This is a genomic window from Tautonia marina, from assembly GCF_009177065.1.
In the GTDB taxonomy this organism is placed as follows: Bacteria; Planctomycetota; Planctomycetia; order Isosphaerales; family Isosphaeraceae; genus Tautonia; species Tautonia marina.
In genome coordinates this window covers 461,645-483,518 of the sequence record NZ_WEZF01000001.1, presented here as the reverse complement: position 1 = coordinate 483,518, position 21,874 = coordinate 461,645, and the positions used below count along the sequence as shown (strand labels likewise).

Sequence of the window (21,874 nt, the reverse complement as noted above, 5' to 3'; positions counted from 1 at the left end):
AATCACTCCGTCGCCCGATCCTCCTTCGCGATCGTCAGGCAGGCGAAGGAGACTCCTCATTCCAGCGGCCGGTGTCGAGATACGCTCGGATCGACGCGGCGGCCGTGCGACCGGCGGCCATTGCCAGGATCACCGTCGCACCTCCGGTCACGATGTCCCCCGCGGCAAACACGCCGGGCTTCGAGGTCCGCAAGGTCTCTGGATCGGCCGCGATGTACCCCTTGCGGTTCGTGGCCATGTCAGGGGTCGACGATTGCACCAGCGGATTCGCCCCCGTGCCGAGCGCGACCACCGCCATCGCCACCGGCAGTTCGAACTCCGACCCGGCGATCGGCACCGGCGATCGTCGGCCCGAGTCGTCCGGTTCGCCCAGCTCCATCCGGATGCATCGCACCGCCGTCAGGCGTCCCTCGTCATCACCAAGAAACGCAACCGGATTGGCCAGGGTCAAGAGGTCGATTCCCTCTTGCTTGGCGTGGCGGACCTCCTCGACCCGGGCGGGCATCTCGGCCTCGGTCCGGCGATAAATCAAGGTGCTGGTCCGGGCTCCCAGGCGGGCAGCCGTGCGGACGGCGTCCATCGCCGTGTTGCCGCCGCCGATGACGGCGATGTCCTGCCCCCGGCAGTCGAAGACCGGCTCGTCGAAATTCGGGAAGTCGTTGGCATGCATCAGGTTGACGCGCGTCAGGAACTCGTTGGCCGAGTAAACCCCCGACAGATGCTCTCCGGGAAGGTCCATGAACTTCGGCAAGCCCGCGCCCGTGGCGACCAGCACGGCATCGTAGCCGTCCTCGGTCATGAGTTCGTCGATCGTCACCGTCTTGCCGACGACGACATTGGTCTGGAACTCGACCCCCATTTGCCCAAGTGTGTTGACCTCTTGCCGGACGATTTCCTTCGGCAAGCGGAACTCGGGGATCCCATACATCAAGACGCCGCCGATCTCATGCAGCGCCTCGAAGACGGTGACCGCGTGCCCCCAACGAACAAGATCGCCCGCGGCGCTTAACCCTGCCGGGCCGGAACCGATGATCGCCACCCGCTTGCCGGTCGGGGGAGCGATCTCCGGCAGGCCAACCATGCCATGCTCGCGCTCGTAGTCGGCCACAAACCGTTCGAGGTAGCCCACCCCCAGCGGCTCGAACTTCTTGCCGAGGATACAGCACCCCTCGCACTGCGTTTCCTGAGGACAAACGCGCCCGGTGATCGCCGGCAGCACGTTGTCCTCTCGGATCTTGCTGGCCGCACCGAGGTAGTCGCCCGCCGAAATCAGCTCGACGAAGTCGCGAATCTTCACGCCGACCGGGCAGCCCGCCACGCAGGCCGGCTTGGCGCATTCGAGACATCGCAACGCTTCGGTCGTGGCGCCAAGGACGGTAAGCCCCTGGTTCACCTCGGCGAAATTGTGTCGGCGGAGCTCGGCCTCCTGCTCGGGCATCGCCTGGCGAGGAATTTTCGTCCGTTCCTTGGGTGGCAGGGTGTTGCGACTCATCGGGAAGCCACCTCCGCCATGCTCTCATCACGATGAGACTGGTCGAGCCGGCACGAGTGGCGAACCGCATCCAGCGCGGCCTTCGGGTTCGCCTGGAAGGCCTTCAGCGATTGCGCCTCGCACGCCGAGTAGGTTCGATTGCGCCGGGCGAGCACGTCGAAGTCAACAATGTGGGCGTCGAACTCCGGCCCGTCCACGCAGGCGAAGCGCGTCCCGTCCTTCGTGGCCACGCGGCAGCCGCCACACATCCCGGTGCCATCGACCATCAATGAGTTCAGGCTGACGATCGTTCGAATGCCCGAGGGGCGGGTCATCTCGGCAACGGCCTGCATCATCCGGACCGGACCAATCGCCAGCACCAGGTCGATCCGACTACCTCGCATGATCCGTTCGCAAAGGGGGTCAACCACCACCCCTTTGCGGCCGTAGCTGCCGTCGTCGGTGACAATCTCCAGCTCGTCGGCGATCGCTTGGAGTTCCGGTTCGAGCAGAACGAGTTCCTTCGTCCTGGCCCCGACGATCGCTACCACGCGGTTGCCGGCCTCTTTCATCGCCCTGGCCGTCGGCCAGGCGATCGCGGTTCCGACCCCGCCGCCAATGACCACGACGGTCCCGTACGTCCGCACATCCGACGGCTCACCGAGCGGCCCGACGAGGTCAAGCACGGAGTCGCCGGCTTCGAGCAGGTTCATCAAGCGAGTCGTCTTGCCGACCCCTTGCACAATCAGGGTAATTGTACCTCGATCGGCATCGCCGTCGGCGATCGTCAAGGGAATCCGTTCGCCTCGCTCGTGCAGACGAACGATGACAAACTGCCCAGCTTTGCGTTTGCGGGCGACTCGGGGCGCCTCGATCACGAAACGTTTGATCTCAGGCGCGAGAAATTCAGCCTCGAGAATCGGAAACATGATCGTCTACCGGACGGGGTGAACGTGGCCGAAGAACCGTTACCCGTCGACTCGCGACGGGCAATTGCCCCGCCCTGAGGCTCGGATTGGACCGGCGTAGCACCCCCTCTTGAGGCGCAGCCCGTTCCACCATCGTAGCAACACGTGTCGCGGCTGAACAGGGGAACCCGCCGACTCGCCCTCGCCGATTGCGCCGATTGTGTCAATACGTCTCGATCAGCAGCCGCCCCGAGTCTTGCAACACGCGCCGGAAATCAGCCCAGGAAATCCCGTCACGATCGGCTCGATGCTGGAGCACCCGCTCAATGTGGTCCTCCATCCCCTTGATCCCGCAGATGAACAGGAACGTCTCCTCCCGATCCAGCAAGGCCCAAACCTCCTCGATCTGCTCCTCCATGCGATGATGAACGTACATCCGCGCTCCGCCTCGGGCGTTTTCTTCGCGGCTCAGGGCGTAGTGGACCCGGAAGTTGGGGTGATCCTGCTGGTAAGCGTTGAATTCCTGACGATAGAGGCATTCCCCGGCCCCTCGGGCCCCCTCAAAGAGCCGGACCTGGCCTTGCCAGTCCGTTCGCTCAACAAACACGTGGCGCAGGAATCCGCGAAACGGAGACACTCCGGTCCCGGTCGCCGCCAGAATCAGGTTCGATCGCGGATCGTCGGGCAACACAAAACTCTTTCCAAACGGCCCGGTGACAGCAATCTCGTCTCCGGGCTGAGCGCCGCAAAGAAAATCAGAGGAAGGACTTCGGCGCAGCTCGCCGGTTTCCGGGTCTACGACTTCCACCCGCTTGACACAAATCGCCACCAGGCCCGGCTGTCCCGCTTCTCCCCCTCGTCCCGAGGCAATCGAGTAGAACCGCACGGTGCTGGCGTGGCCGCGGTCCTCGACGCCGGGAATGATGATCCCAAGGCTTTGTCCCTCGCGGTACTCGTAATCGAGCCCCGAGAGATCAAGCACCAGATGCCGGATCTCGGTCGTCCCATCGGGAGTCAGTCGAACGTTCGAAACCACCCGCGCGATCCCCGGATCGTCGGTCTGATAGCGAGGGGCAGGAATGTCGAGCGGAGGGTCGGGGGCGTTTCGAGGCATGAGTCGTTCGGGTTCGGTTCGATCGGGTCTGGAATCGTTCGATGGAGCATGGGCGAGGGCCGTACGCCGTCAGCCCACCACGCTTATCTTGGACCCGCAAGCACAGAGGGTCAACGCAATCAACCCACCCGATTCATAAATCCGGCTCGGTGCCGACTGGCGATCTGTTGAACACTCGGTACCATGACACGAGCCGGATCGGGGCGATTGACCGTCCCGGATCGAGGGCCGGCGGCTCCCGGGCGATCGGAGTTCGTTCCGAGGGTCGAAGCCGTCCCCCCTTCGCTACCAACGCCAACGCCAATTGGGGAGTGATCCTGATGCGCGGACTGAAACCAAGCCTCGCCCTGGGCACAATCGGGGTCATCAGCCTCGCCCTCTGGGCCGGAGCCGCCGCCGACCGGCCCGGAGCCGCCATGGCCGACGCCGCAACGCGGTTTCTGAACGCGCTCGACGACCCGAAGCGCGACCTGGCCACCTTCACGTTTGACGACCCCGAACGCCTCAACTGGCACTTCATTCCCCGAGAACGCGAAGGCCTGCCCGTCAAGCAAATGACCCCCGAGGAACGCACCCTCGCCATGGGACTGCTTGCCACCGGCCTTAGCGCCGAGGGAACGCTCAAGGCCACCACCATCATGAGCCTGGAGCAGATTCTCCACGAAATGGAGAACAACGCCCCCCACCGCGACCCCGAGCTCTATTTCTTCAGCGTCTTCGGCGAACCCTCGAACCAGGGGCGATGGGGATGGCGGGTCGAGGGACACCACCTCTCCCTGAACTTCACCATCCAGGACGGCTCGATTATCTCGGCCACCCCCGCCTTCTTCGGCGCGAATCCGGCCGAGGTCCGACAGGGCTCCCGCGAAGGGCTCCGTGCCCTGGCCGAGATCGAAGACCGTGCCCTTCGCTTGGTCCAGGCCCTGAGCGACGAGCAAAAGGCAACGGCCATCATCTCCGAGACCGTCCCCGACGACGTTCGATCCGCCAACGACCCGCAACCGCCGACCGACGAGCCGATCGGCCTCTCCTACGCTGAGATGACGGAAGCCCAGCGCGACATGCTCCGTACCCTCGTCGAAGCCTACGCTCTCGACATGCCCGCCCGAGTCGCCGAGGCCTGGTTGACCGAGATCCGAGACGCCGGCCCCGAAAACGTCGCCTTCGCCTGGTTCGGCGCCACCGAGCGCAACCAAAGGCACGGCTACCGCGTTCAAGGCCCCACGTTCCTGATCGAATTCAACAACACCCAGAACAACGCCAACCACATTCACAGCTTCTGGCGGAGCATGCTCGGCGACTTCGGCGAACCGATCGCCGCCGCCGCCGAATAACCCTCGACCATCGGTTCTCAGGTTCATCCCATGCCTCGATCGGATGGGCGTGATCGCCCAGCCCCCCCTGCTCCTTCCGAAGGCCCAGGGGGGGCTGGCCTTCGCAATCCGTCCTCTCCGATCGAGCGGTTCGAGCATCGGGGGCCGCAGGTCGACGCAGCCCCCCCTTTCCCTCCACAATCGGCCCCCGTAACGCGGGAACGGCTCGGACCCGAGTTCCAGGCGGGTTTGAGTGCAGCTTCTGATCCCCTCCTTGCCCTCAACACTCAGAGCAGATCACGGGGTCCCCGGCACGTCCCCCGTTCTCGACCTCGGAATTCCAGTTCCTGCTCCTGCCTGCGTGGCAGAGTCCAAGCGACCATGGATTCATAGGCACGCGTTGATTTTTGGGAACATGGGTCCTCCTCACCGACCTTGTGCGTAGAAGACATGCCATGAGCAAGGAGGAGACCGACGAGACGCTCGGCCGTCACCACGCTCAACGCGTTTCGCTCCATCCGGCCCTCCGGTGGTTGCTGCTCCCCTTGATCTTGTTCGGGCTTGCTCTGCTCTGGCGAAGCTTGCCCGTCTCGGACTGGGTCGAGCTGCGCCTGCTGCCGGCGATTGATCGGGCCGGCTGGTGGGGCTATCTCGTCTTCGTGGCCGTCTACGTGTCGGCCGTGGTCGTGATGGCGCCGGGCACGGTCCTGACACTGGCCGGCGGCTACCTGTACGGTCCGTTGCTCGGCGCGGGGCTGGCCCTGTTCTCGGCCGTGACGGGGGCGTCGGTCGCCTTCCTCGTCTCGCGTCGGTTCGCCCGCCAGGCGATCCGACGCCGGATCGAAGCCGACCGCCGCTTCCGATCCCTCGACCGGGCGGTGGCCCAGCGGGGGGCCTGGGTGGTCCTCTTGCTCAGGCTCTCTCCGGCCGTTCCGTTCAATGTGTTGAATTACGCGTTAGGATTAACAGGTGTTCGCTTTACGACCTATGTGCTGTACAGCCTCGTCGGGATGGCTCCGGGCACCGTCGTCATCGCCTTCATCGGTGCCTCGGCCAGCGACACTCGGCCGGCCAATCTCGGCTGGGGCTGGTGGGCCATCCTTCTGCTCTCCGCGCTCCTGACAGCGACGGTTCTTGCCGTGATCGCAACCCGGGCGCTGGCCCTGGCCAGTGCGGAAGCCGGCAACGACTCCCCCTTGAATCCCCCGACCGACCCTCCCCGATCCCCCTGAATCCCCCTCTCCTACCCTCGGGAGTGCTGCCCTGATGAACCAGGCAATTGAGATCCCTCACTGGTCACCGCAGGATCTGAAAGAACATCTCGATGCCGGACTGCCCCTGGTCTTGCTCGATGTCCGCGAGGACCTGGAACGCCACTGCTGCGCCATCGACGCCCCCTCAAGCGTGCTTGATATTCATGTGCCGATTGGCGAGATTTCCGGCCGCTTTGATCTGCTTCGCCGGTGCCTCGGCGATCGTCCGCTGGTGATCTACTGCCATCATGGTGTCCGATCGCTCGCCACCGCTCGCTGGCTCGCCAGCCAGGGCCTTGCAGACGTCATTAACCTTGAGGGCGGGATCGACGCCTGGTCACAGATCATCGACCCCTCGGTTCCACGCTATTGAGTTCGAAGGACGATTCCGCAGGCGTTCCCTCCGCACTCCCCCCAAAGGATTCCAGATCGGGGTCCGGCCTCCGATCGGTCCCGACCGCCTTCTCCCTCAGATGACGGGCCAGCGCGATTCCAGGACCCACTGCGTCGCCGCTCGGACCAACTCGGCCCCATTGCGCAGGCCCAGCTTGATCTTGATCCGCTGCCGATAGGTGTCGATCGTGTGCACGCTCAGGTGCAAACGCTCAGCGACCTCCGAGGTCGTCAACCCCGAACCGATGAGCCGCAACACATCCAGTTCGCGGTCAGAAAGCGTGGCCTCGGGCGAGGGGATCTCGGTGCTGATCTCGCCGTGGCTGCTCCCGCTCCCGACCACTCGACGCAACATCTGATGGGCGGCGGTCTCACTCAGGAAAATCTCGCCGGCCAGAACGCGCCGGATGGCCTCGATAATCCGCCCCGTCGCCGCTTGCTTGGTGATGTACCCCATCGCTCCGGCTCGAAGGGCCCGCTCGGCATACAGCGACTCGGGATACATCGACCAGACCAGCGACTTCACCGGCGGATGCCGACTCCTCAGGCGTCGGATCAGATCGAGGCCGCTCTCGGCTCCGAGCGCGATGTCCACCACCGCCACGTCCGGATTCGTCGCCTCGATCTCGGACAGCGCGCCGCTCAGATCGGCCGCCTCGCCACAGACGACCAGATCAGGGCATCGGGCAATTCGAAAGCCCAGCCCCTCCCGAACCGCCGGATGATCGTCAACAATCAAGACTCGGGCAGGAACGTCCGAGGCGTCACTCCAGATCGGCTCGCACTCCATGATCATTCCTCCCTTGAACCGAGCAAACGACCCTGGTTCCGCGTCCTTCGCATGCTTCGATCTGCAACCGTGCCCCGATCAACTCCGCCCGGTTCCGCATGAACTGCAATCCCATGCCTTCACCGTGTTGCTCTCCCGGATTCCAAAGGCCAGGGCCATCATCACGAATCTCCAGCCGCACCTGATCCTTCTCCTGGGTTAACTGAAGCACAATCCGCCGAGCCTGAGCGTGACGAACCGCGTTGGCCACCGCCTCCTGAGCAATCCGGTACAACTGTGTGGCCGTCTGATTGTTCTCCAACCGCACCGGTTCCCGGCATTCAAACTGACAGGTCAGTTCATGATTCGCCCCGATCCGCGCTGCCAGGTCGTTCAGGGCAGACATCAGCCCCTCGGCATCCACCTCGACCGGCATCAGGCCCCGGCTCAGGTTTCGCATCCCTTCCTGAACGCGCCGTAGTCCTTCACTCACCCGATGCACCAGCTCGATCTCAGGTGAGTGACTTTCCTCCATCGCCTCAACAAGCGACTCGACCATCAGCGCCAGCCCGGTCAATTCCTGGCCCACGTCGTCGTGCAGGTCCTGTCCAATCCGCCGCTGCTCCTGCTCGGCAATCGTCAGTAATTGCTCCTGCATCGCTCGGTGCTCGGTCAAATCGCGAATGATCACCGAGTACAGGTCGAGTTCATCAACCTTGCTGATCGACAGCTCGACCGGCACGCTGCTGCCGTCCTTGCACTCGATCACCACCAGAGGCACCCGACCAAGCAGTCGCCCCGGCTCCACCGGCCGGAGATGCTCCTGGCCCCCTTCATGCACCGCCCAGGAAAGTGATGGCATCAACATCGAAATACTGTTCCCGATGACTTCCGCGCGGCTGTATCCGGAGATTTGCTCGGCCGCGGCATTAAACGCATCAACAACCCCTGCGGAATTCATCGACAGGATCCCCTCTGCGGCCGTCTCGATGACCGTGCGGAGCCGGTACTCACTCTCGTGAAGCGCCAGCTCCACCTCCTTTTGCTCCGTAATATCCACATGCGAGATAATCGTTCCTCCATGATTCGTCCGCAGCGGAGCCGCCAGCATCAAGAACCACCGGTTCTTCTCGGCACCGTGGCATCCCGCTTCCAGCGTAAACGACTCGCGACGACCCGCCAGCACATCCTCAATGCCCGCCAGTGCCTCGGCCCCTCCGGCATCCCCGTCCTTCGCGGCCCTCCGACAGACCTCCAGGTAATTCGCCCCCAACCCACACCGTTTCAGATCGCCGCCATTCTCACGGGCAAACTGATTCCAACGCCGATTGACCGCAACGATCACTCCTTCTTCATTCAGAATACAAATATGTGCCGGAAATGCTTCGAGCACAGCTCGAACCACCTCATTCATCGCATCCAGAGATTCGTCTGCATCACGACGAGCCACAGAACACCTCCCGCACTCCGTGGCCTGGCAACCCCTCACCAGTCACTCACACACCCCACACGCCCACCCTCCACCATACCCATCCGAACCGCTGCGCCCAGCAACTTCAGCCACCGTTGTCGGGGAATTCACCACAGCCAGTTCATGATTCTCCCGATTGCACCACCCTGCGTCTTGCCATACCGTTGACATTGGAGGAGAACGCCAGACCATGTGTTGGCGACTCGCATGGACGTGCGACTACCTTTTATATCTTCATAACTTTTTAACTAGGCAAAATCCATGTCCGTTCATCTGCTCCTCGCCGAGTCCGACCCCACGCTCCGTTCGGATCTGGCAGACTATTTTTTGTCGCTCGGATTCCAGGTGGAAACCGCCAACGACGGTCTGGAGTGCCTGGATCGCTTGCGATCTTTCCGGCCCGAGGTCCTCGTGATCGACGCCGATCTTGCCTGGGGCGGTGGAGATGGTGTGCTTCGCCTGATCCAGGAAGGTCAATCGCTGATGCCCCCGGCCGTCGTGGCAATCGGTCAAGAACGGTCGAAGGCGCTGGCCGACCGCCTCGGACTTTCCCCCATCGTTTGCCTGAGTAAACCGGTTCATCCCAGCTCGCTGGTCATTCGCATCGCCACTCAGTTGTTCTCGACGGTTCGGTCTCCTCTGCCTACGGTGGCGTGTTCGTAATCGCGTTCGCGCCTCGCCGCGATCAGGAAGTCCGGGCCGCTGTCGTGTGTGTCCTCGCTGGCGAACACACCCATGCCCCGCTCGACGTCCCGACGGGATTTCCCCAGGCATCCGTCAGTGCCGCGCCGTTCCAGCCGTTCCTCGTCATGGTGTTCGAGGTGGATGGAGAAGGAAGGTGCCCTGTGTCCGCATCCTCCTGGCGTTGCCTGCGCACCACGAAGGACTCCCCCAATGATCGCGGGAACCCTCGAGATTTTGGTTGTTGAAGATGATGTCGATGCCCGGGAAACGCTCCACGATCTCCTGGAGCAGGACGGTTTTCGCGTCACCCTCGCCGGCTCGATCGCCGAGATCAACGCCCTGGGGCCTGACGAGTGGAGTCACTTTGATATCGCCCTGCTCGACCGTCGATTCCCCGACGGCACCATCGATGTTCTGCTGCCCCGCCTCCGACTGCTGGCTCCCCACTGCGCCATCATTCTGCTCACCGCGTCGTGTGAACACGAAGGGCTGCTGGCCGCCCTCCGGGTTGGGGTCGTCGACTATCTGACGAAACCGCTTGAAGCCGACGCCCTGCGCGCCAGTCTTCAGCGAATCGCTCGGCTTCGAGAGGCCGAACAGCGCGCCCAGGCCGCCGAGCAACTAGCCTCGCTCGGGCAAATGCTGGTCGTTCTGGCCCATGAAGGACGCAACGCCCTGAACCGCACCAAGATCGCCCTTCAACTGGCAAAGCTCACCTGCGACGGCGACCCCGATCTGGCTCCCGTCCTCGAAACCGGCCTCGCCGGCTGCCGCGACCTGGAGCGGCTGTTCGGCGACCTCCGCAGCCAGGCCGGTCCCCTTCAGCTTGATCTCCGCCCCTGCGACCTCTACCGCGTCGCCCGAGACGCCTGGAACGATCTCGAAGCCCGCCGAGAGGGCCGCTCGGCTCGGCTCATTCTTCAGGGGGCCCCCGAAGCTCGAGATTGCCTGGCCGATTCCTTTCGGATGAAGCAGGTCTTTCGCAACCTGTTCGAGAACTCGCTCCACTGCGGCACCGATCCGGTCGAAATCCGGGTTCAATGCCAGGCCATCACCCCCGAGGGAAAACCGGCGCTTTGGATCACCGTGCGGGACAACGGCCCCGGCTTCTCCCCCCAGATCCGTCGCCAGGCATTCAAACCCTTCTTCACCACCCGCCACGAGGGTTCGGGCCTGGGACTGTCAATCACCCGGCGGATCATCGAAGCCCACGGCGGCTGGATCACCCTGACCAACGCCTCCCCCGGCGCAGAGGTCCTCATCCTGCTTCCCATGGGCGGCCCCGACCCTGCACTCTCGATTCTCGAAACCGCAACCGCGCTCGCCCCCAACCCGACGCCTCTCGACCCTTCCGAGCCCCTCTCCCCAGAGGCTCCCGGACACCCCCCGTCGTCCAATCTTCACAACTACCTCACACCGGCATCCCTCTGCTCATCCCGCATCCGTCAATCCCACTCCGAATCAGGCTCCGTCGAATAAGAAATTCAGGACGATGCGGAATTGCGACCCGGGATCAACGGGTTTATCTTCACTGTGGTGTGATTCTTCTGAATGTGTGCGACAGTGAAGTTGCACGCCCATCCAAGGTCCCTTCGAGATGGGTCGGTGCCGATGAATGATCTGACCCGGATCCTTCTGGCGATCGAGCGGGGAGACCCTCTCGCCTCCGAGCAACTGCTCCCTCTCGTCTACGACGAACTCCGCACACTCGCCGCCGCGCAACTGGCCCGTGAACGCCCCGGGCAAACCCTTCAGGCCACCGCCCTGGTACACGAGGCCTATCTCCGACTCATCGGACCTTCCTCACCGAGCAACTGGGACGGTCGGGGCCACTTTTATAAGGCCGCCGCCGAAGCCATGCGCCGCATCCTCGTCGATCGCTACCGCCGCAAGCGCCGTCTCCGGCACGGCGGCACCCACCAGCGAATTGATTTCGAGGCCACCATCGATTCCCTCCCGTCGTCCGAGCCCGACCTGGTCGCCCTCAACGATGCGCTCGATGTACTTGCCCAGCACGACGCGACCTCGGCCGAGGTCGTGAAGCTCCGCTATTTTGCCGGTCTCTCGATCGCCGAGATTGCCGAGGTCCTCGACATCGCTCCCCGGACCGTCGACCGCCACTGGGCCTATGCGCGGGCCTGGCTTCACCATGAACTGACCGAGGAGTGACACACCAGCCGGAACAATTTTTTTCGAAATCTTGGCGTGATCTCCCCTCAAGAATCGCATGAACTCTCAGGCGGATGGTCCGCCTGCTTTGGCTCGGGAGTGCTGTGATGACGAGTGAGCGCACCATCTTCATGGAAGCCCTCGACTTCGAGGACCCCGCCGCCCAGCTCGTGTTCCTCGACCGGGCCTGCAACGGCAACCCCGAGCTGAGGGCCAGGATCGACGCCCTGCTCCAGTCGCATCGCCACGCCGGCAACTTCCTGAACGGGCAGCCCGCCGACCTGATCTCGACCGAGCCGAGCGGCCTTGTGACCGAACCTTCGATCGAGGCCACCGGCACGGTCATCGGCCCTTACACGCTCCTGGAGCCGATCGGCGAAGGGGGGATGGGCACCGTCTACATGGCCGATCAGCAAACGCCGGTCCGCCGCCGCGTCGCCCTGAAAGTCATCAAGCCAGGGATGGATACCCGGCAGGTCATCGCCCGCTTCGAGGCCGAACGCCAGGCGCTGGCGATGATGGACCACCCGAACATCGCTCGCGTGCTCGACGCCGGCACCACCGAACTTGGCCGCCCCTACTTCGTCATGGAGCTGGTTCGGGGCATTCCGATCACCGAGTTCTGTGACCACAATCGTCTCGGTATCCGAGCACGCCTCGACCTGTTCATACGAGTCTGTCAGGCAGTGCAACACGCCCATCAAAAAGGGATCATTCACCGCGATCTGAAGCCGTCAAACATTCTGGTCACCCTCCACGACGGCGAGCCAGTCCCCAAGGTCATCGACTTTGGCATCGCCAAGGCCACCGGCCAGAGCCTCACCGACAAGACCCTGTTCACCGGCTTCGCCCAGCTCGTCGGCACCCCTCAGTACATGAGTCCCGAGCAGGCCGAGCTCTCCGGCCTCGACATCGACACCCGAAGCGACATCTACAGCCTCGGCGTTCTTCTCTACGAACTTCTGACCGGCTCGACCCCAATCCAGCGCGAGGAATTCCAGCGGGCCGCGCTCGACCAGATTCGACACCTGATCCACGATCGAGACCCCGTCACGCCCAGCAGCCGCCTCAACGGTCTCGGGAAAACGCTGACCACCGTCTCAGCCTCCCGAGGGGCCGACCCTCACCGCATTCTCATCGCTGTCCGGGGCGACCTCGACTGGATCGTCATGAAGTGCCTGGAAAAGAAACGCGACCGCCGCTACGCGACCGCCAACGCCCTCGTCGCCGACCTCCGCCGACACCTTGACAACGAACCCGTGCTCGCCCGGCCCCCTTCGGCCTCCTACCAATTCCACAAGTTCGCTGCCCGCAACCGAGCCATCCTCACCTCCTCGGTCCTCATCGTCCTGATCCTCGTCGTGGCCACGGTCCTGAGCCTGCTCCAGGCCCACCGCGCCACCCGAGCCGAGGCCCAGGCCGCCGCCAGCGCCGAGGAAACCGGCCTGGTCGTCGAGTACCTCGTCAACGACGTCTTCGGTGCTGCCGCTCCCGAGCGGCTCCAGGGTAAGACTCCCACACTTCAAGACATCTTTGTCGCCGGAGAGGCGGCCATCCCCGCGCGGTTCGGCCACCGGCCAACCGCCGAGGCCGCCGCCCGGATCGCCCTCGGTCGGGCCTACTACGACCTCGGCCGCTACGAGGACGCCGCCCCTCAGTTTCGGCTCGCCGCCGCCCTGCGAGCCAAGCATCTCGGCCCCGACCACCCTCAAACCCTCACCGCCGAGGCAATGGTCGTCCGCGCACTGTGTCCCGACGCGCTGGGACTCGTCGCCATCCCCGAGGAAGCCGAACCGATCGCCCGTCGAGTGCTGGAAACCCGCCGCCGCGTCCTCGGCCCGAACCACCCCCAGACCCTCGCTTCGATGACCACCCTCGGGCACGTCCTCCTGGTCAAGTTCAACAAAGCGTTGCTTGAACGATTCAGAAAAGCTCCAAACCTCAGTCTGTCCGATGAGGTCCTTCGCACGCTGGGGACAGTCCCCATGGGGGAAGCGCAAACCCTGCTCGAAGATGCTCATCAGGGCCAGACTCGACTTCTCGGCCCCAACCACCCGGAGACGTTGGAGACGCTTCACGTCCTCGGACGGGTTCTGTATTGCAAGGCAGATCATGTCAACTCAGAGCGTGTCCTCCGACAGGCCGTCGCCGGACGCGATCGCGTCCTCGGTGCCGATCATCCCGCAACCCTCGCCACCCGCAAGTTCCTCGCAACCACTCTCCAGCGACGCCAACAAAACGAAGAGGCGATCCTCCTGTACGCACAGGTTGCCGAAGCCCATCGCCGCCTCTTCGGATCGACCCACATTCAGACCAGCAGCGCCCTGAATCACTACCTGGTTACCTGCCGGGCACTCGGTCAATTCGAGACCATCCGCGAGGTTTCCGAGCGATGGCTCCGAGATCTTCTGGCGACTCCCATCCCCCCTGACACCTATCAGCAATCCCGACGTTGTGTACGGCTCGAACACCTGGCCATCTACCTCGCCACCCTTCCTCCCTCGGTTCCCTTTGACTCCGACCTGGCAACCCGAGCAGCTCAGGAGGCGGTGACGCTTCTGGGAAGCCCCAGGGCCTGGTGCGTGCTCGGCCTGGTCCTCCACCGCACCGGTCATTTTGAAGCCGCCCTCCAGGCCATCCAGGCTGCAGGGGATCACCCCGACTTCAACGGCGGCTTCGGATTCTACTGGTGTGCCCTTGCTCAATTACAACTCCACGCAGGCGACTTCGAAGCCGCTCGTGCCAGCTATGAACGCTCGCTCCTGGACGAGGGTGAGCCTTGGCTTGCCGAACTCCAGGTTCTCAAGGATGAGATCGCTGCGCGACTTGTTGAAGTCAACTCACCTGCCTCGACTCATCGGCCAACCGCTCCGTCCCCAAACCCCGACGACCTGAGCATTCAGTCTCGGCAGCTCACACGAAAACCTCCCTGTTTCTCGCCTTCGAGATCCGCGACCAGTTCCTCGACGGTCAGGATTGGGAGCATTGGGAGGTGTCCACGAACGACGAGGCCGTCTCCGAACAAACAACCTCTTTCACCCTCTGGAATGAAGGAGAACGACGTCCTGTATCCTTTTACATCAACGGTGAGGACTTCTGGCTCGTCGGCCTGAAATTGACCGAGGGACCCTAGTTCATCGAGAAAACCTGTAACCTTTTGCTCGTTTCGGTCAGATCTCTCTTAAGCGGATAGGAATCTGCCGGCGTGTGGACCGGCGCCGCTTAGAATCGACCCGCACCCTGATCTCCACGGAACAGGCAAACCCTCGGGTTGGGCCGCTCCCCCCAACCCCGGACGTCGAACCTGCGCGCCGATCCTGGCGGGCAACCCGTGTTGGTTTGTGAATCGATGTGACCCATGAGAGAGGTACGGTGTTGTGACGATTTCCTATCTGATTCCGTCGTTCGTCCAGTCCGCTATCCTCGCCCGAGTGACTCAGTACACGGTCGGAACCGTCATGGGTCTGACCATGATCGCCTTCATCGCCAGCCGGGCCGGCTCATCGGCCGAGGTCGTCCTTCATGTCACGGAAGCGAATGTCGAGGTTTCCGTCGGCAGCCACACCCTCCGAATCGTCGATCGCTCTTATGAACCAATCATCTTCCACCTTGCTCCCGGCCCGTATGAGCTGGTCATGACCCGAGCCGACCAGGTTCTCTATCGCGAGGCGTTCCAGCTTCGATCCGGAGAAACGTGCGTCCTCACCGCCTACGACGCCAATCGCTTCGGCTCTGATCCTTCTCCCCCCTGACCGCCAGGAGGTCCCGACTCACCCGGATGGACCGAGGTTCGACCGACCGGCACAAACGGGCCTGACCGATGTCTCAGCATTTCGATCTCGCCCGTTGCCGTTCAGGTCGACTCCCCCCCATCTCGGTGTGTGTGTGTGCGTTGTGTACCGTCTGTGACGACTGTTGGCTCGAATGTGATCCCCTTTGGAACGGCTGTGTGTAGGTTTCTGATGAGGTTGGCGCGGGCCCCATCCCGCGCCAACCTCATCACTCAATCCAGGCCCCTCGGCCTTGAGTTACTGTCCCGGAGCCGTCACCGACGCCCCGTTCTGCTTCGGTCCCAGTGCCAGGAGATACGGCACCGCCGACTCGGCCCACCGATCCGGCGAAAGATAATTCCCGGCCGAGTCGCCAAACGTCGAGCGAAGCATCTCCGTATCAATCACCCCCGGATTGAACGCCACTGCCGCCATGCCGTCGGGCAGCTCCTGCGCCATCGCCTGCGACAAGCCCTCCACCGCGAATTTGGTCGCACAGTACGGTGCCACCTCGGCCGAGGTCGATCGACCCCAGTACGAGCTGAAGGTGACGAACACCCCCGTCCCCCTGGCGACCATTGCCGGGGCGAAGGCACGAATCACATTTGCAACCCCTTTGATGTTAACATCAATAACCTTATCGAACTCCTCCGCCGGCACCTCCCAGAGCGGCGCATTCCGATTGATCAAGGCCGCATTGTTGATGAGAAGATCGGGCGCGCCGAACGTCTCGATCAGCGTCGCGGCCCAGGCGTTCACGGCGTCCTGATCGCTCACGTCCACCACCGCGAAGTGATGCGGAGGGCCGAACGTCTCCGACAGCTCCGCCACGCGATCGGCCGATCGCCCGCATCCGGCCACCGCATGTCCCCGCGTCTTGAAGCCCTCGGCCATGGCCCGGCCCAGCCCTCGGGTGGCTCCGGTCAGAACGATCCGTTTCGATTGCGGCTCCGGCACGATGCCGCCTCCCTTGGTCCGTTGAAACCCTCACGATGGGCAGCCATTCTCGGCGCTCCGCATCCCGTCGCAAAGCCCGCTGCCCTTCCCGACCGTTGATTCTCTCCCCAATCGCATCCCTCGGAAACCCACCTGTTCGAGTGGCGCCCAACCTTCCGGCTCCCAAATTCGTATCCACAAACGGGGGCGTTTCCGGTTTGATGTCCCCGACCAACCATCGCCCCGGGACTCGCCGCTCCCGGACTCGCCTTGAACCGCCACGGAGGGGCCGGCCGATCGACCGGCAAGGGGATCTCGAATGTCGCAGCCGACCGCCGCCGAACCCACCTCCCGAACCGTCCCGGCGGCCCCCTCGGCCGAGCCGAAACCCGGCCTCCATCCCGCCTTGCTCGGGGCGGTCTCCGGCCTCCTGCTGGCCCTCGCCTTCGAACCAACCGGGGCCTGGTGGCTTGCCTGGGTCGCCCTCGTCCCCTTCCTTCGGCTCGTTCGATCCGAGCGGCCGGCCCGATCGGTCTTCCTCGGCTCCTGGGTCGGCGGCCTGGTCTTCTGGCTCATCGCCGTCGAGTGGGTCCGTGCCTCCGACCCCTCGGCCTGGCCCGGCTGGCTCGCCCTGGCCCTGGTCCTCTCTCTCTGGTGGCCGGTCGCGCTGGGCCTCATGCGGCTGATGGTCCGCCGGCTCGGCGTTCCCTTGATGATCGCCGCCCCCGCCGCCTGGATTGCGGTCGAATTCGTCCGCGGCCTCTACCCGCTTAACGGCTTCCAGTGGTTCTTCCTCAGCCACAGCACCGCCTCACTCACCCCCTTGATTCAGGTCGCCGACCTCACCGGCGCCTGGGGACTGAGTCTCCTGGTCATGCTCGTCAACGCCTGGCTGGCGGAACTCATCGAGCGTCCCCGATGGATTCAAACCCCTTCGGGTCGCCGCCCTGCACGCGGTCAGGTCATCCGCACCGCCCTCGTCGTCGTCGCCCTGGCCAGTAGCCTCATCTACGGCGCCGTCCGCTTGTCTCAGGCCGAATTTCAGCCCGGCCCGAAGGTCGCCCTCATCCAGTCTGACATCCCCCAGATCTTCGGCGGCGGGCCCGACCCGGCCGAGGTCCTCGCCCGCTTCGGCCGACTCGTCGATCAGGCCGCGACCGAGCAGCCCAACCTGATCGTCTTGCCCGAAACCATGTTCCCGTACGGTTGGATCGCCATTGATCCCGACCTCCCCCGCGCCGAATACGAGGCCCAGCTCGACCGCTACTCCCCCGGCTCCGACCCCGACCACTGGTCCCACGTCGGCGGCGAGGTCCGCGACATGCTCCACCGCTGGACCGATCGCATCAACACACCCATGATCGTCGGCATCAATTCCTATTTCTTTCAGCCCGGCGGCCTTGCCCGCTACAACACCGCGCTCTTGCTCCAACCCCAAACCACCGAGACGCAGACCTACCACAAGCTGCACCTCGTCCCCTTCGGCGAGTACATTCCCTGGGTCAAGACCATTCCCTGGGTCCTGGCGCTCACCCCCTTCAGCGCCGACCACATGCCCAGCCTCGATCCTGGCCCGAAGCCTTCAACCCTCAACCTCGGCCCCTGGCGCTTCGGCACGCCGATTTGCTTCGAAGACAGCGTTCCCCACGTCGCCCGGCGCCTTGCCGCCGCTCCCAACGGCCACCCGACCGACATCCTCCTGAACCTCTCCAACGACGGCTGGTTCCGCGGCACCGCCGCCCACCAGCTCCACCTGGCCAGCAGCATCCTCCGCGCCGTCGAGCTGAGGATGCCCGTCGCCCGGAGCGTCAACACCGGCACCTCCGCCCTCATCGACGGCAACGGCACCGTCCTCGCCGCGCTCGATCCCCCTGCCCGCGACGCCCTCCCGAACGCCGCCGAAGGGGTCCTCACCGTCGAAGTTCCCCTCGACAATCGCACCAGTCTCTATATGAAGACCGGCGACTGGCTCCCGATCGCCTGTCTCGGGCTATGCCTTGCCTCCCTCCCGATCGCCGCCGGCCGATCGCTCCTCACTCGCCGTCTCCACAATGCATGAGCACCCTTTCGTAGTAGACCTTCCATCCTAATATGATGCGTTGCTTCTTTGCCTTGGGTGGCCCCGGTTGCTCGCCAACCGGGGCGGCGCAGCCGCGAGAGGCGACGGGAGGCCGCCCCTGACCGCTCGTCGCTCCGCGACCCCGGTTGACGAGCAACCGGGGCCACCCAGCAAAACCCCACCCTTTTTGAGTGGAAAGTCTCGTAGGGTGCGTCTTCGCAGACTCGACGCACCCTCCATTTTCTCATGCCCACATTTATTCGCGAGACGATTGCCCGCAATCAGCCCTTGGCCTTCCAGTCCACGTTCGACAGCTTCGCCAGCGCCAGCATCAACGCATGAGTCCCGTTCCGGGCGTACCCCTGGGCAGCGACGGCCTGGTAAAGCTGCTCGGCCAGGGCCAGGCCCGGCATCGACAGGCCCATCCGGCGCGATTCGGCCAGGGCAATCCCCATATCCTTGATGAAGTGCTCGACGAAGAACCCTGGATCAAAGTTCCCCTTGATGATCCTCGGCCCCAGGTTGTTCAGGCTCCACGACCCCGCCGCCCCCGAGCCGACGCTCTGAAGCACCGTCTCCAGGTCCAGCCCCGCCTTGTAGCCGTAGAGCAACGCCTCGCAAACGCCGATCATCCCGGTCGAGATCAGGATCTGATTGACCATCTTCGTGTGCTGACCGGCCCCGGGCCCGCCTTGATGCACGATGGTCTTGCCCATGATCTCGAACAGGGGCTTCACCGTCGCCACTGCCCCGTCCTCGCCGCCGATCATGATCGACAGCCGAGCCTCCTTCGCCCCCACGTCGCCACCCGAGACGGGAGCGTCGATGGAGTGGACCCCCTTGGCCTTCGCCGCCTCGTAAATCTCCTCGGCCAGCTTCGGCTCGCTGGTCGTCATGTCGACGATGATGCTCCCCGGCTTCGCCCCGGCCAGCACCCCCGACTCGCCCAGAATCACCTCCCGAACGTCCTTCGGGTAGCCGACGATCGTGAAGATCACGTCCGAGGCCGCCGCCAGATCCTTCGGCGTGTTCGCCTCGGTCGCCCCCTTCGCCACCAGCGGAGCGACCTTGGCCTTCGTCCGGTTATAGACCGTCGCCGTGTAGCCGGCGTCGATCAGGTGCCCGCACATCGAAGCACCCATCACCCCCGTGCCAATCCAGCCAATCGTCGCCTTGCCCGGTGCGATCTCCAAAGCCATTGTTCTCGCCTCTCGCAGTCGCGTTGATGTCAAGATTCGTCGTCCACCCAACGGCCCGATACCCTACCAGACCCCGGCCCCGATCGGAAGCAACCCCACCGATCCCCCCATCCCCTGGCCCCTCCAAAATGAATTTCTCTCGATTTGTCTTGACGAGCGATCCGTTTCGACTAGAAACTATCAGTCAGACTGACGATCTACCATTCTGACGGTTTGCCGTGCTGAAGAATCCCCCGAGTGCAACGTCCAGCCATTCTGGGAAAGCCGGCGAACCTTTGGCGGTTTACGAGCCTCTTGCAATTCGGAGCGCGATGAATCATCGCCAGGAAGATTTGGGCCCGAATCAGGAGCCGTTGTCGCTGGACCCGAGGCAGACCCCGGCCCGAGAGCGGTACGGCTTTCTGCTTGCGATGGCCGCGCACCGGCTTCGATCGCGGTTCGAGGAAGAGCTGGAGCCCATGGGGGTGCAGCTCAAGCATGTCCAGGTCCTCGCCATGATCCACCACTTCGGCCCGGTGGCCCAGCAACGCCTGGGGGAATCCATCTGCATCGACCGCACCTCCATGGTGGGATTGTTGGATGAGATGGAGCACCGCGATCTGGTCCAGCGGCAGTCCGACCCGGTCGATCGTCGGGCCCACCGCGTCCATCTGACGGAATCGGGCCAGGAACTGTTCCGACGAGCGAATGACACCGTGGAAGCCGTGGAAGATGAGGTGCTCGGTCCGCTCTCGCCCGAGGAGCGAATGCAGCTCAAATCCATGCTCCAACGCATTGTCGATCCGGGCGCGTGGTCCGGGTTCGAGCACATTAATATCAAGGTCAGCGGCCGTGCTGGCGACGCGACGGGCCGATCCGACGCCTTGCCGAGCGGCGGCGAGGGACGATCCCGATGATGGCCAAGTTCTTCCGGAACGTGCTGCTGCCGGTCTTGCTCCTGGGTGCGGGGGTCGGCGCCTTTGCCGGTCTGGTCGCCTCCAAGGAGCCCCCCCAGCGCGTCGAACGCGGTCGGGAGCTGCCCCGGGTTGAGGTCGTGCCGACCGCCGATGCCTCGAGGACCGGCCTCGGCATTGAGGTGAACGGCACGATCATCCCCAAGCGCGAGGTCACCCTCTCGGCTGAGGTCGAAGGCCGCGTCGTCGAGCGCACCGAAGCCTGCTGGGCCGGTCGATCGGTCAAGGCCGGCGACTTGCTCCTGAAGCTCGACCCCCGGCCGCTCGAAATCCAGCGCGCCTCGTTCGAGGCCGAACTGGCCCAGGTGGCCGCCGACCTCGATCAGCTCGACATCGAGATCCAGAACACCGAGGAGCTGGTCACCCTGGCCGAGCAGGAAGTCGAGCTCCGACGCCGCGAGCAAGTCCGAGTCGAGCAGTTGATCGCCCGAAGCGCCTCGTCGGCCTCGGAACGGGATGCAGCCGACGCCCAGATGCTCACCGCCCGTCAGAATCTCCAGCGGTTGCAAAACGATCGGCGGACCTATGCCAGCCGACGAGCCCGGCTGGAAGCCCAGATGCGCCGGATCGAGGCCCAGCTCGATCAGGTGGCCTACGACCTGGAACGGGCCACGATCACCGCTCCCATTGACGGCCGAATCGTCGAGGTCCGGGTCGAACGCGACTCCTACGCCCGGCCAGGTGAGGTCCTCGTAACGATCGAGGACAGCGCCACGATGGAAGTCCGGTGCAGCCTCCGCCTGGAAGACCTGTTCTGGCTGGCCGGCGGCGACGACCCGATGACCCTGGCCAACGACGACCCGTACGCCATCCCCCGAGCCCGGGCCGTCGTCTCCCGGACCCTGGCCGGTCGCTCGACCGACTGGGCGGGAGTTCTCTCCCGCTTCGAAGGCACCGGCATCGACGAGCGAACCCGAACCGTGCCCTGCCGGGTCGAGGTGCCCAACCCCGCCGGCCTGCGTCGCGGGATGTTCGTCTCGGTCACGCTGTTCGGCAATGAGACGCAGGTGCCCTTGCTGTCGGTCCCCCGAGCCGCCTTCCGACCGAACAATGAGATCTGGCTTGTGATCGACGGCCGCCTGGAGATTCGACGCGTCGATCCGGTTCGGGTGCTGGATGACGTGGTTGTGATCCGAGGAGACGGTCCCGGCGACCCGATTCCGGTCGGGGTGCCGCTGGTCATCTCGCCGCTCGATTCTCCCGTCTCGGGCATGGAGGTGGCCATTGTCGATCCGTCGGCCCCAGCCCCTCCCGACGAGACAGTCGCATCGACCTCGACGTCCGAGCCGCGATAACCCGGGAAGAATCCAGGGGCCGGTGCCCGAGCTGCGGCCCCGCCCCCTGGGTCTGAGGGCCATCGATCGGCCCCTCTTGCTCCGGTTCCTGTCGTCCTGACGGTCCCTGAGAAGTGC

At 64.2% G+C, this 21,874-nt stretch carries 18 protein-coding genes; 11 read left to right on the top strand and 7 right to left on the bottom strand.

What is annotated here, in order from left to right:
* Window positions 1-34: 34 nt before the first annotated feature.
* From gltA to GA615_RS01845, 3 genes are all read right to left on the bottom strand, one after another.
* A complete protein-coding gene (gene gltA / locus GA615_RS01855; protein ID WP_152049543.1) occupies window positions 35-1,492 on the bottom strand; it encodes an NADPH-dependent glutamate synthase in 1,458 nt (485 codons plus the stop codon).
* A complete protein-coding gene (locus GA615_RS01850; RefSeq protein ID WP_152049542.1) occupies window positions 1,489-2,400 on the bottom strand; it encodes a sulfide/dihydroorotate dehydrogenase-like FAD/NAD-binding protein in 912 nt (303 codons plus the stop codon). Before GA615_RS01850 ends, gltA begins: the two co-directional genes overlap by 4 nt.
* A gap of 202 nt (window positions 2,401-2,602) precedes the next feature.
* Window positions 2,603-3,493 carry a ferredoxin--NADP(+) reductase gene (locus GA615_RS01845; protein WP_152049541.1) on the bottom strand — a complete coding sequence of 297 codons (891 nt, stop codon included), beginning with the start codon at window positions 3,491-3,493 and terminating at the stop codon, window positions 2,603-2,605.
* Window positions 3,494-3,813: 320 nt separating this feature from the next.
* Here GA615_RS01845 and GA615_RS01840 point away from each other — a divergent pair, with 320 nt between their 5' ends.
* The 3 genes from GA615_RS01840 (at window position 3,814) to GA615_RS01830 (ending at window position 6,432) form a co-directional block, all read left to right on the top strand.
* A complete protein-coding gene (locus GA615_RS01840; RefSeq protein ID WP_161602108.1) occupies window positions 3,814-4,827 on the top strand; it encodes a DUF3500 domain-containing protein in 1,014 nt (337 codons plus the stop codon).
* 434 nt (window positions 4,828-5,261) lie between these two features.
* Entirely contained in the window at window positions 5,262-6,038 is a 777-nt protein-coding gene (locus GA615_RS01835) for a TVP38/TMEM64 family protein (RefSeq protein WP_152049539.1), read from the top strand.
* Window positions 6,039-6,072: 34 nt separating this feature from the next.
* Window positions 6,073-6,432, top strand: coding sequence for a rhodanese-like domain-containing protein (locus GA615_RS01830; protein WP_152049538.1), 360 nt, complete (start codon window positions 6,073-6,075; stop codon window positions 6,430-6,432).
* A gap of 96 nt (window positions 6,433-6,528) precedes the next feature.
* Here the strand turns inward: GA615_RS01830 and GA615_RS01825 are convergent, their stop codons facing one another.
* Complete coding sequence (locus tag GA615_RS01825) at window positions 6,529-7,242, bottom strand: response regulator transcription factor (RefSeq protein WP_152049537.1); 714 nt, start codon at window positions 7,240-7,242, stop codon at window positions 6,529-6,531.
* The gene (locus GA615_RS01820; RefSeq protein ID WP_152049536.1) at window positions 7,217-8,635 is read right to left on the bottom strand and encodes a PAS domain-containing sensor histidine kinase; all 1,419 of its coding nucleotides are present in this window, start codon (window positions 8,633-8,635) and stop codon (window positions 7,217-7,219) included. The genes GA615_RS01825 and GA615_RS01820 overlap by 26 nt, the downstream gene beginning before the upstream one ends.
* Before the next feature lie 318 nt (window positions 8,636-8,953).
* On the opposite strand from GA615_RS01820, the gene GA615_RS01815 reads away from it, so the two are divergent.
* The 5 genes from GA615_RS01815 to GA615_RS01795 all read left to right on the top strand — a co-directional run bounded on the left by GA615_RS01815 (window position 8,954) and on the right by GA615_RS01795 (window position 15,297).
* Window positions 8,954-9,355: a response regulator transcription factor gene (locus tag GA615_RS01815; protein WP_152049535.1), complete on the top strand. Its 402-nt coding sequence runs from the start codon at window positions 8,954-8,956 to the stop codon at window positions 9,353-9,355.
* Between the two features lie 231 nt (window positions 9,356-9,586).
* Window positions 9,587-10,855 (top strand): ATP-binding response regulator, encoded by a 1,269-nt coding sequence (locus GA615_RS01810; RefSeq protein WP_161602107.1) that lies wholly within the window; start codon window positions 9,587-9,589, stop codon window positions 10,853-10,855.
* A gap of 132 nt (window positions 10,856-10,987) precedes the next feature.
* Window positions 10,988-11,545: an ECF-type sigma factor gene (locus GA615_RS01805; RefSeq protein WP_152049533.1), complete on the top strand. Its 558-nt coding sequence runs from the start codon at window positions 10,988-10,990 to the stop codon at window positions 11,543-11,545.
* Between the two features lie 107 nt (window positions 11,546-11,652).
* A complete protein-coding gene (locus GA615_RS01800) occupies window positions 11,653-14,658 on the top strand; it encodes a protein kinase domain-containing protein (RefSeq protein WP_201750078.1) in 3,006 nt (1,001 codons plus the stop codon).
* Between the two features lie 264 nt (window positions 14,659-14,922).
* A complete protein-coding gene (locus GA615_RS01795) occupies window positions 14,923-15,297 on the top strand; it encodes a hypothetical protein (RefSeq protein ID WP_152049531.1) in 375 nt (124 codons plus the stop codon).
* Window positions 15,298-15,573: 276 nt separating this feature from the next.
* Here the strand turns inward: GA615_RS01795 and GA615_RS01790 are convergent, their stop codons facing one another.
* On the bottom strand, window positions 15,574-16,272 hold the full coding sequence (locus tag GA615_RS01790) for an SDR family oxidoreductase (protein ID WP_235904987.1): 699 nt from the start codon (window positions 16,270-16,272) through the stop codon (window positions 15,574-15,576).
* A 298-nt stretch (window positions 16,273-16,570) separates the two neighbouring features.
* Here GA615_RS01790 and lnt point away from each other — a divergent pair, with 298 nt between their 5' ends.
* Complete coding sequence (gene lnt, locus GA615_RS01785; RefSeq protein ID WP_152049530.1) at window positions 16,571-18,310, top strand: apolipoprotein N-acyltransferase; 1,740 nt, start codon at window positions 16,571-16,573, stop codon at window positions 18,308-18,310.
* A gap of 281 nt (window positions 18,311-18,591) precedes the next feature.
* Here lnt and GA615_RS01780 read toward each other — a convergent pair whose 3' ends face one another.
* Complete coding sequence (locus GA615_RS01780; RefSeq protein WP_152049529.1) at window positions 18,592-19,509, bottom strand: NAD(P)-dependent oxidoreductase; 918 nt, start codon at window positions 19,507-19,509, stop codon at window positions 18,592-18,594.
* Between the two features lie 311 nt (window positions 19,510-19,820).
* Between GA615_RS01780 and GA615_RS01775 the strand changes: the two genes are divergently transcribed.
* Together GA615_RS01775 and GA615_RS01770 are read left to right on the top strand one after the other, a co-directional pair.
* Window positions 19,821-20,405, top strand: a complete 585-nt coding sequence (locus GA615_RS01775; protein ID WP_152049528.1) for a MarR family winged helix-turn-helix transcriptional regulator — start codon at window positions 19,821-19,823, stop codon at window positions 20,403-20,405.
* Window positions 20,402-21,757, top strand: a complete 1,356-nt coding sequence (locus GA615_RS01770) for an efflux RND transporter periplasmic adaptor subunit (RefSeq protein WP_152049527.1) — start codon at window positions 20,402-20,404, stop codon at window positions 21,755-21,757. Before GA615_RS01775 ends, GA615_RS01770 begins: the two co-directional genes overlap by 4 nt.
* Window positions 21,758-21,874 lie beyond the last annotated feature (117 nt).

What these genes read in the sequence shown, in the direction of transcription:
- GA615_RS01835 (WP_152049539.1), top strand. Translation starts at nt 5,262, where the DNA reads ATGAGCAAGGAGGAGACCGACGAGACGCTCGGCCGTCACCACGCTCAA.
- GA615_RS01840 (WP_161602108.1), top strand. Translation starts at nt 3,814, where the DNA reads ATGCGCGGACTGAAACCAAGCCTCGCCCTGGGCACAATCGGGGTCATC.
- GA615_RS01845 (WP_152049541.1), bottom strand. Translation starts at nt 3,493, where the DNA reads ATGCCTCGAAACGCCCCCGACCCTCCGCTCGACATTCCTGCCCCTCGC.
- GA615_RS01805 (WP_152049533.1), top strand. Translation starts at nt 10,988, where the DNA reads ATGAATGATCTGACCCGGATCCTTCTGGCGATCGAGCGGGGAGACCCT.
- GA615_RS01830 (WP_152049538.1), top strand. Translation starts at nt 6,073, where the DNA reads ATGAACCAGGCAATTGAGATCCCTCACTGGTCACCGCAGGATCTGAAA.
- GA615_RS01780 (WP_152049529.1), bottom strand. Translation starts at nt 19,509, where the DNA reads ATGGCTTTGGAGATCGCACCGGGCAAGGCGACGATTGGCTGGATTGGC.
- GA615_RS01815 (WP_152049535.1), top strand. Translation starts at nt 8,954, where the DNA reads ATGTCCGTTCATCTGCTCCTCGCCGAGTCCGACCCCACGCTCCGTTCG.
- GA615_RS01800 (WP_201750078.1), top strand. Translation starts at nt 11,653, where the DNA reads ATGACGAGTGAGCGCACCATCTTCATGGAAGCCCTCGACTTCGAGGAC.
- GA615_RS01810 (WP_161602107.1), top strand. Translation starts at nt 9,587, where the DNA reads ATGATCGCGGGAACCCTCGAGATTTTGGTTGTTGAAGATGATGTCGAT.
- GA615_RS01775 (WP_152049528.1), top strand. Translation starts at nt 19,821, where the DNA reads ATGAATCATCGCCAGGAAGATTTGGGCCCGAATCAGGAGCCGTTGTCG.
- GA615_RS01820 (WP_152049536.1), bottom strand. Translation starts at nt 8,635, where the DNA reads ATGAATGAGGTGGTTCGAGCTGTGCTCGAAGCATTTCCGGCACATATT.
- lnt (WP_152049530.1), top strand. Translation starts at nt 16,571, where the DNA reads ATGTCGCAGCCGACCGCCGCCGAACCCACCTCCCGAACCGTCCCGGCG.
- GA615_RS01825 (WP_152049537.1), bottom strand. Translation starts at nt 7,242, where the DNA reads ATGGAGTGCGAGCCGATCTGGAGTGACGCCTCGGACGTTCCTGCCCGA.
- GA615_RS01770 (WP_152049527.1), top strand. Translation starts at nt 20,402, where the DNA reads ATGATGGCCAAGTTCTTCCGGAACGTGCTGCTGCCGGTCTTGCTCCTG.
- GA615_RS01850 (WP_152049542.1), bottom strand. Translation starts at nt 2,400, where the DNA reads ATGTTTCCGATTCTCGAGGCTGAATTTCTCGCGCCTGAGATCAAACGT.
- gltA (WP_152049543.1), bottom strand. Translation starts at nt 1,492, where the DNA reads ATGAGTCGCAACACCCTGCCACCCAAGGAACGGACGAAAATTCCTCGC.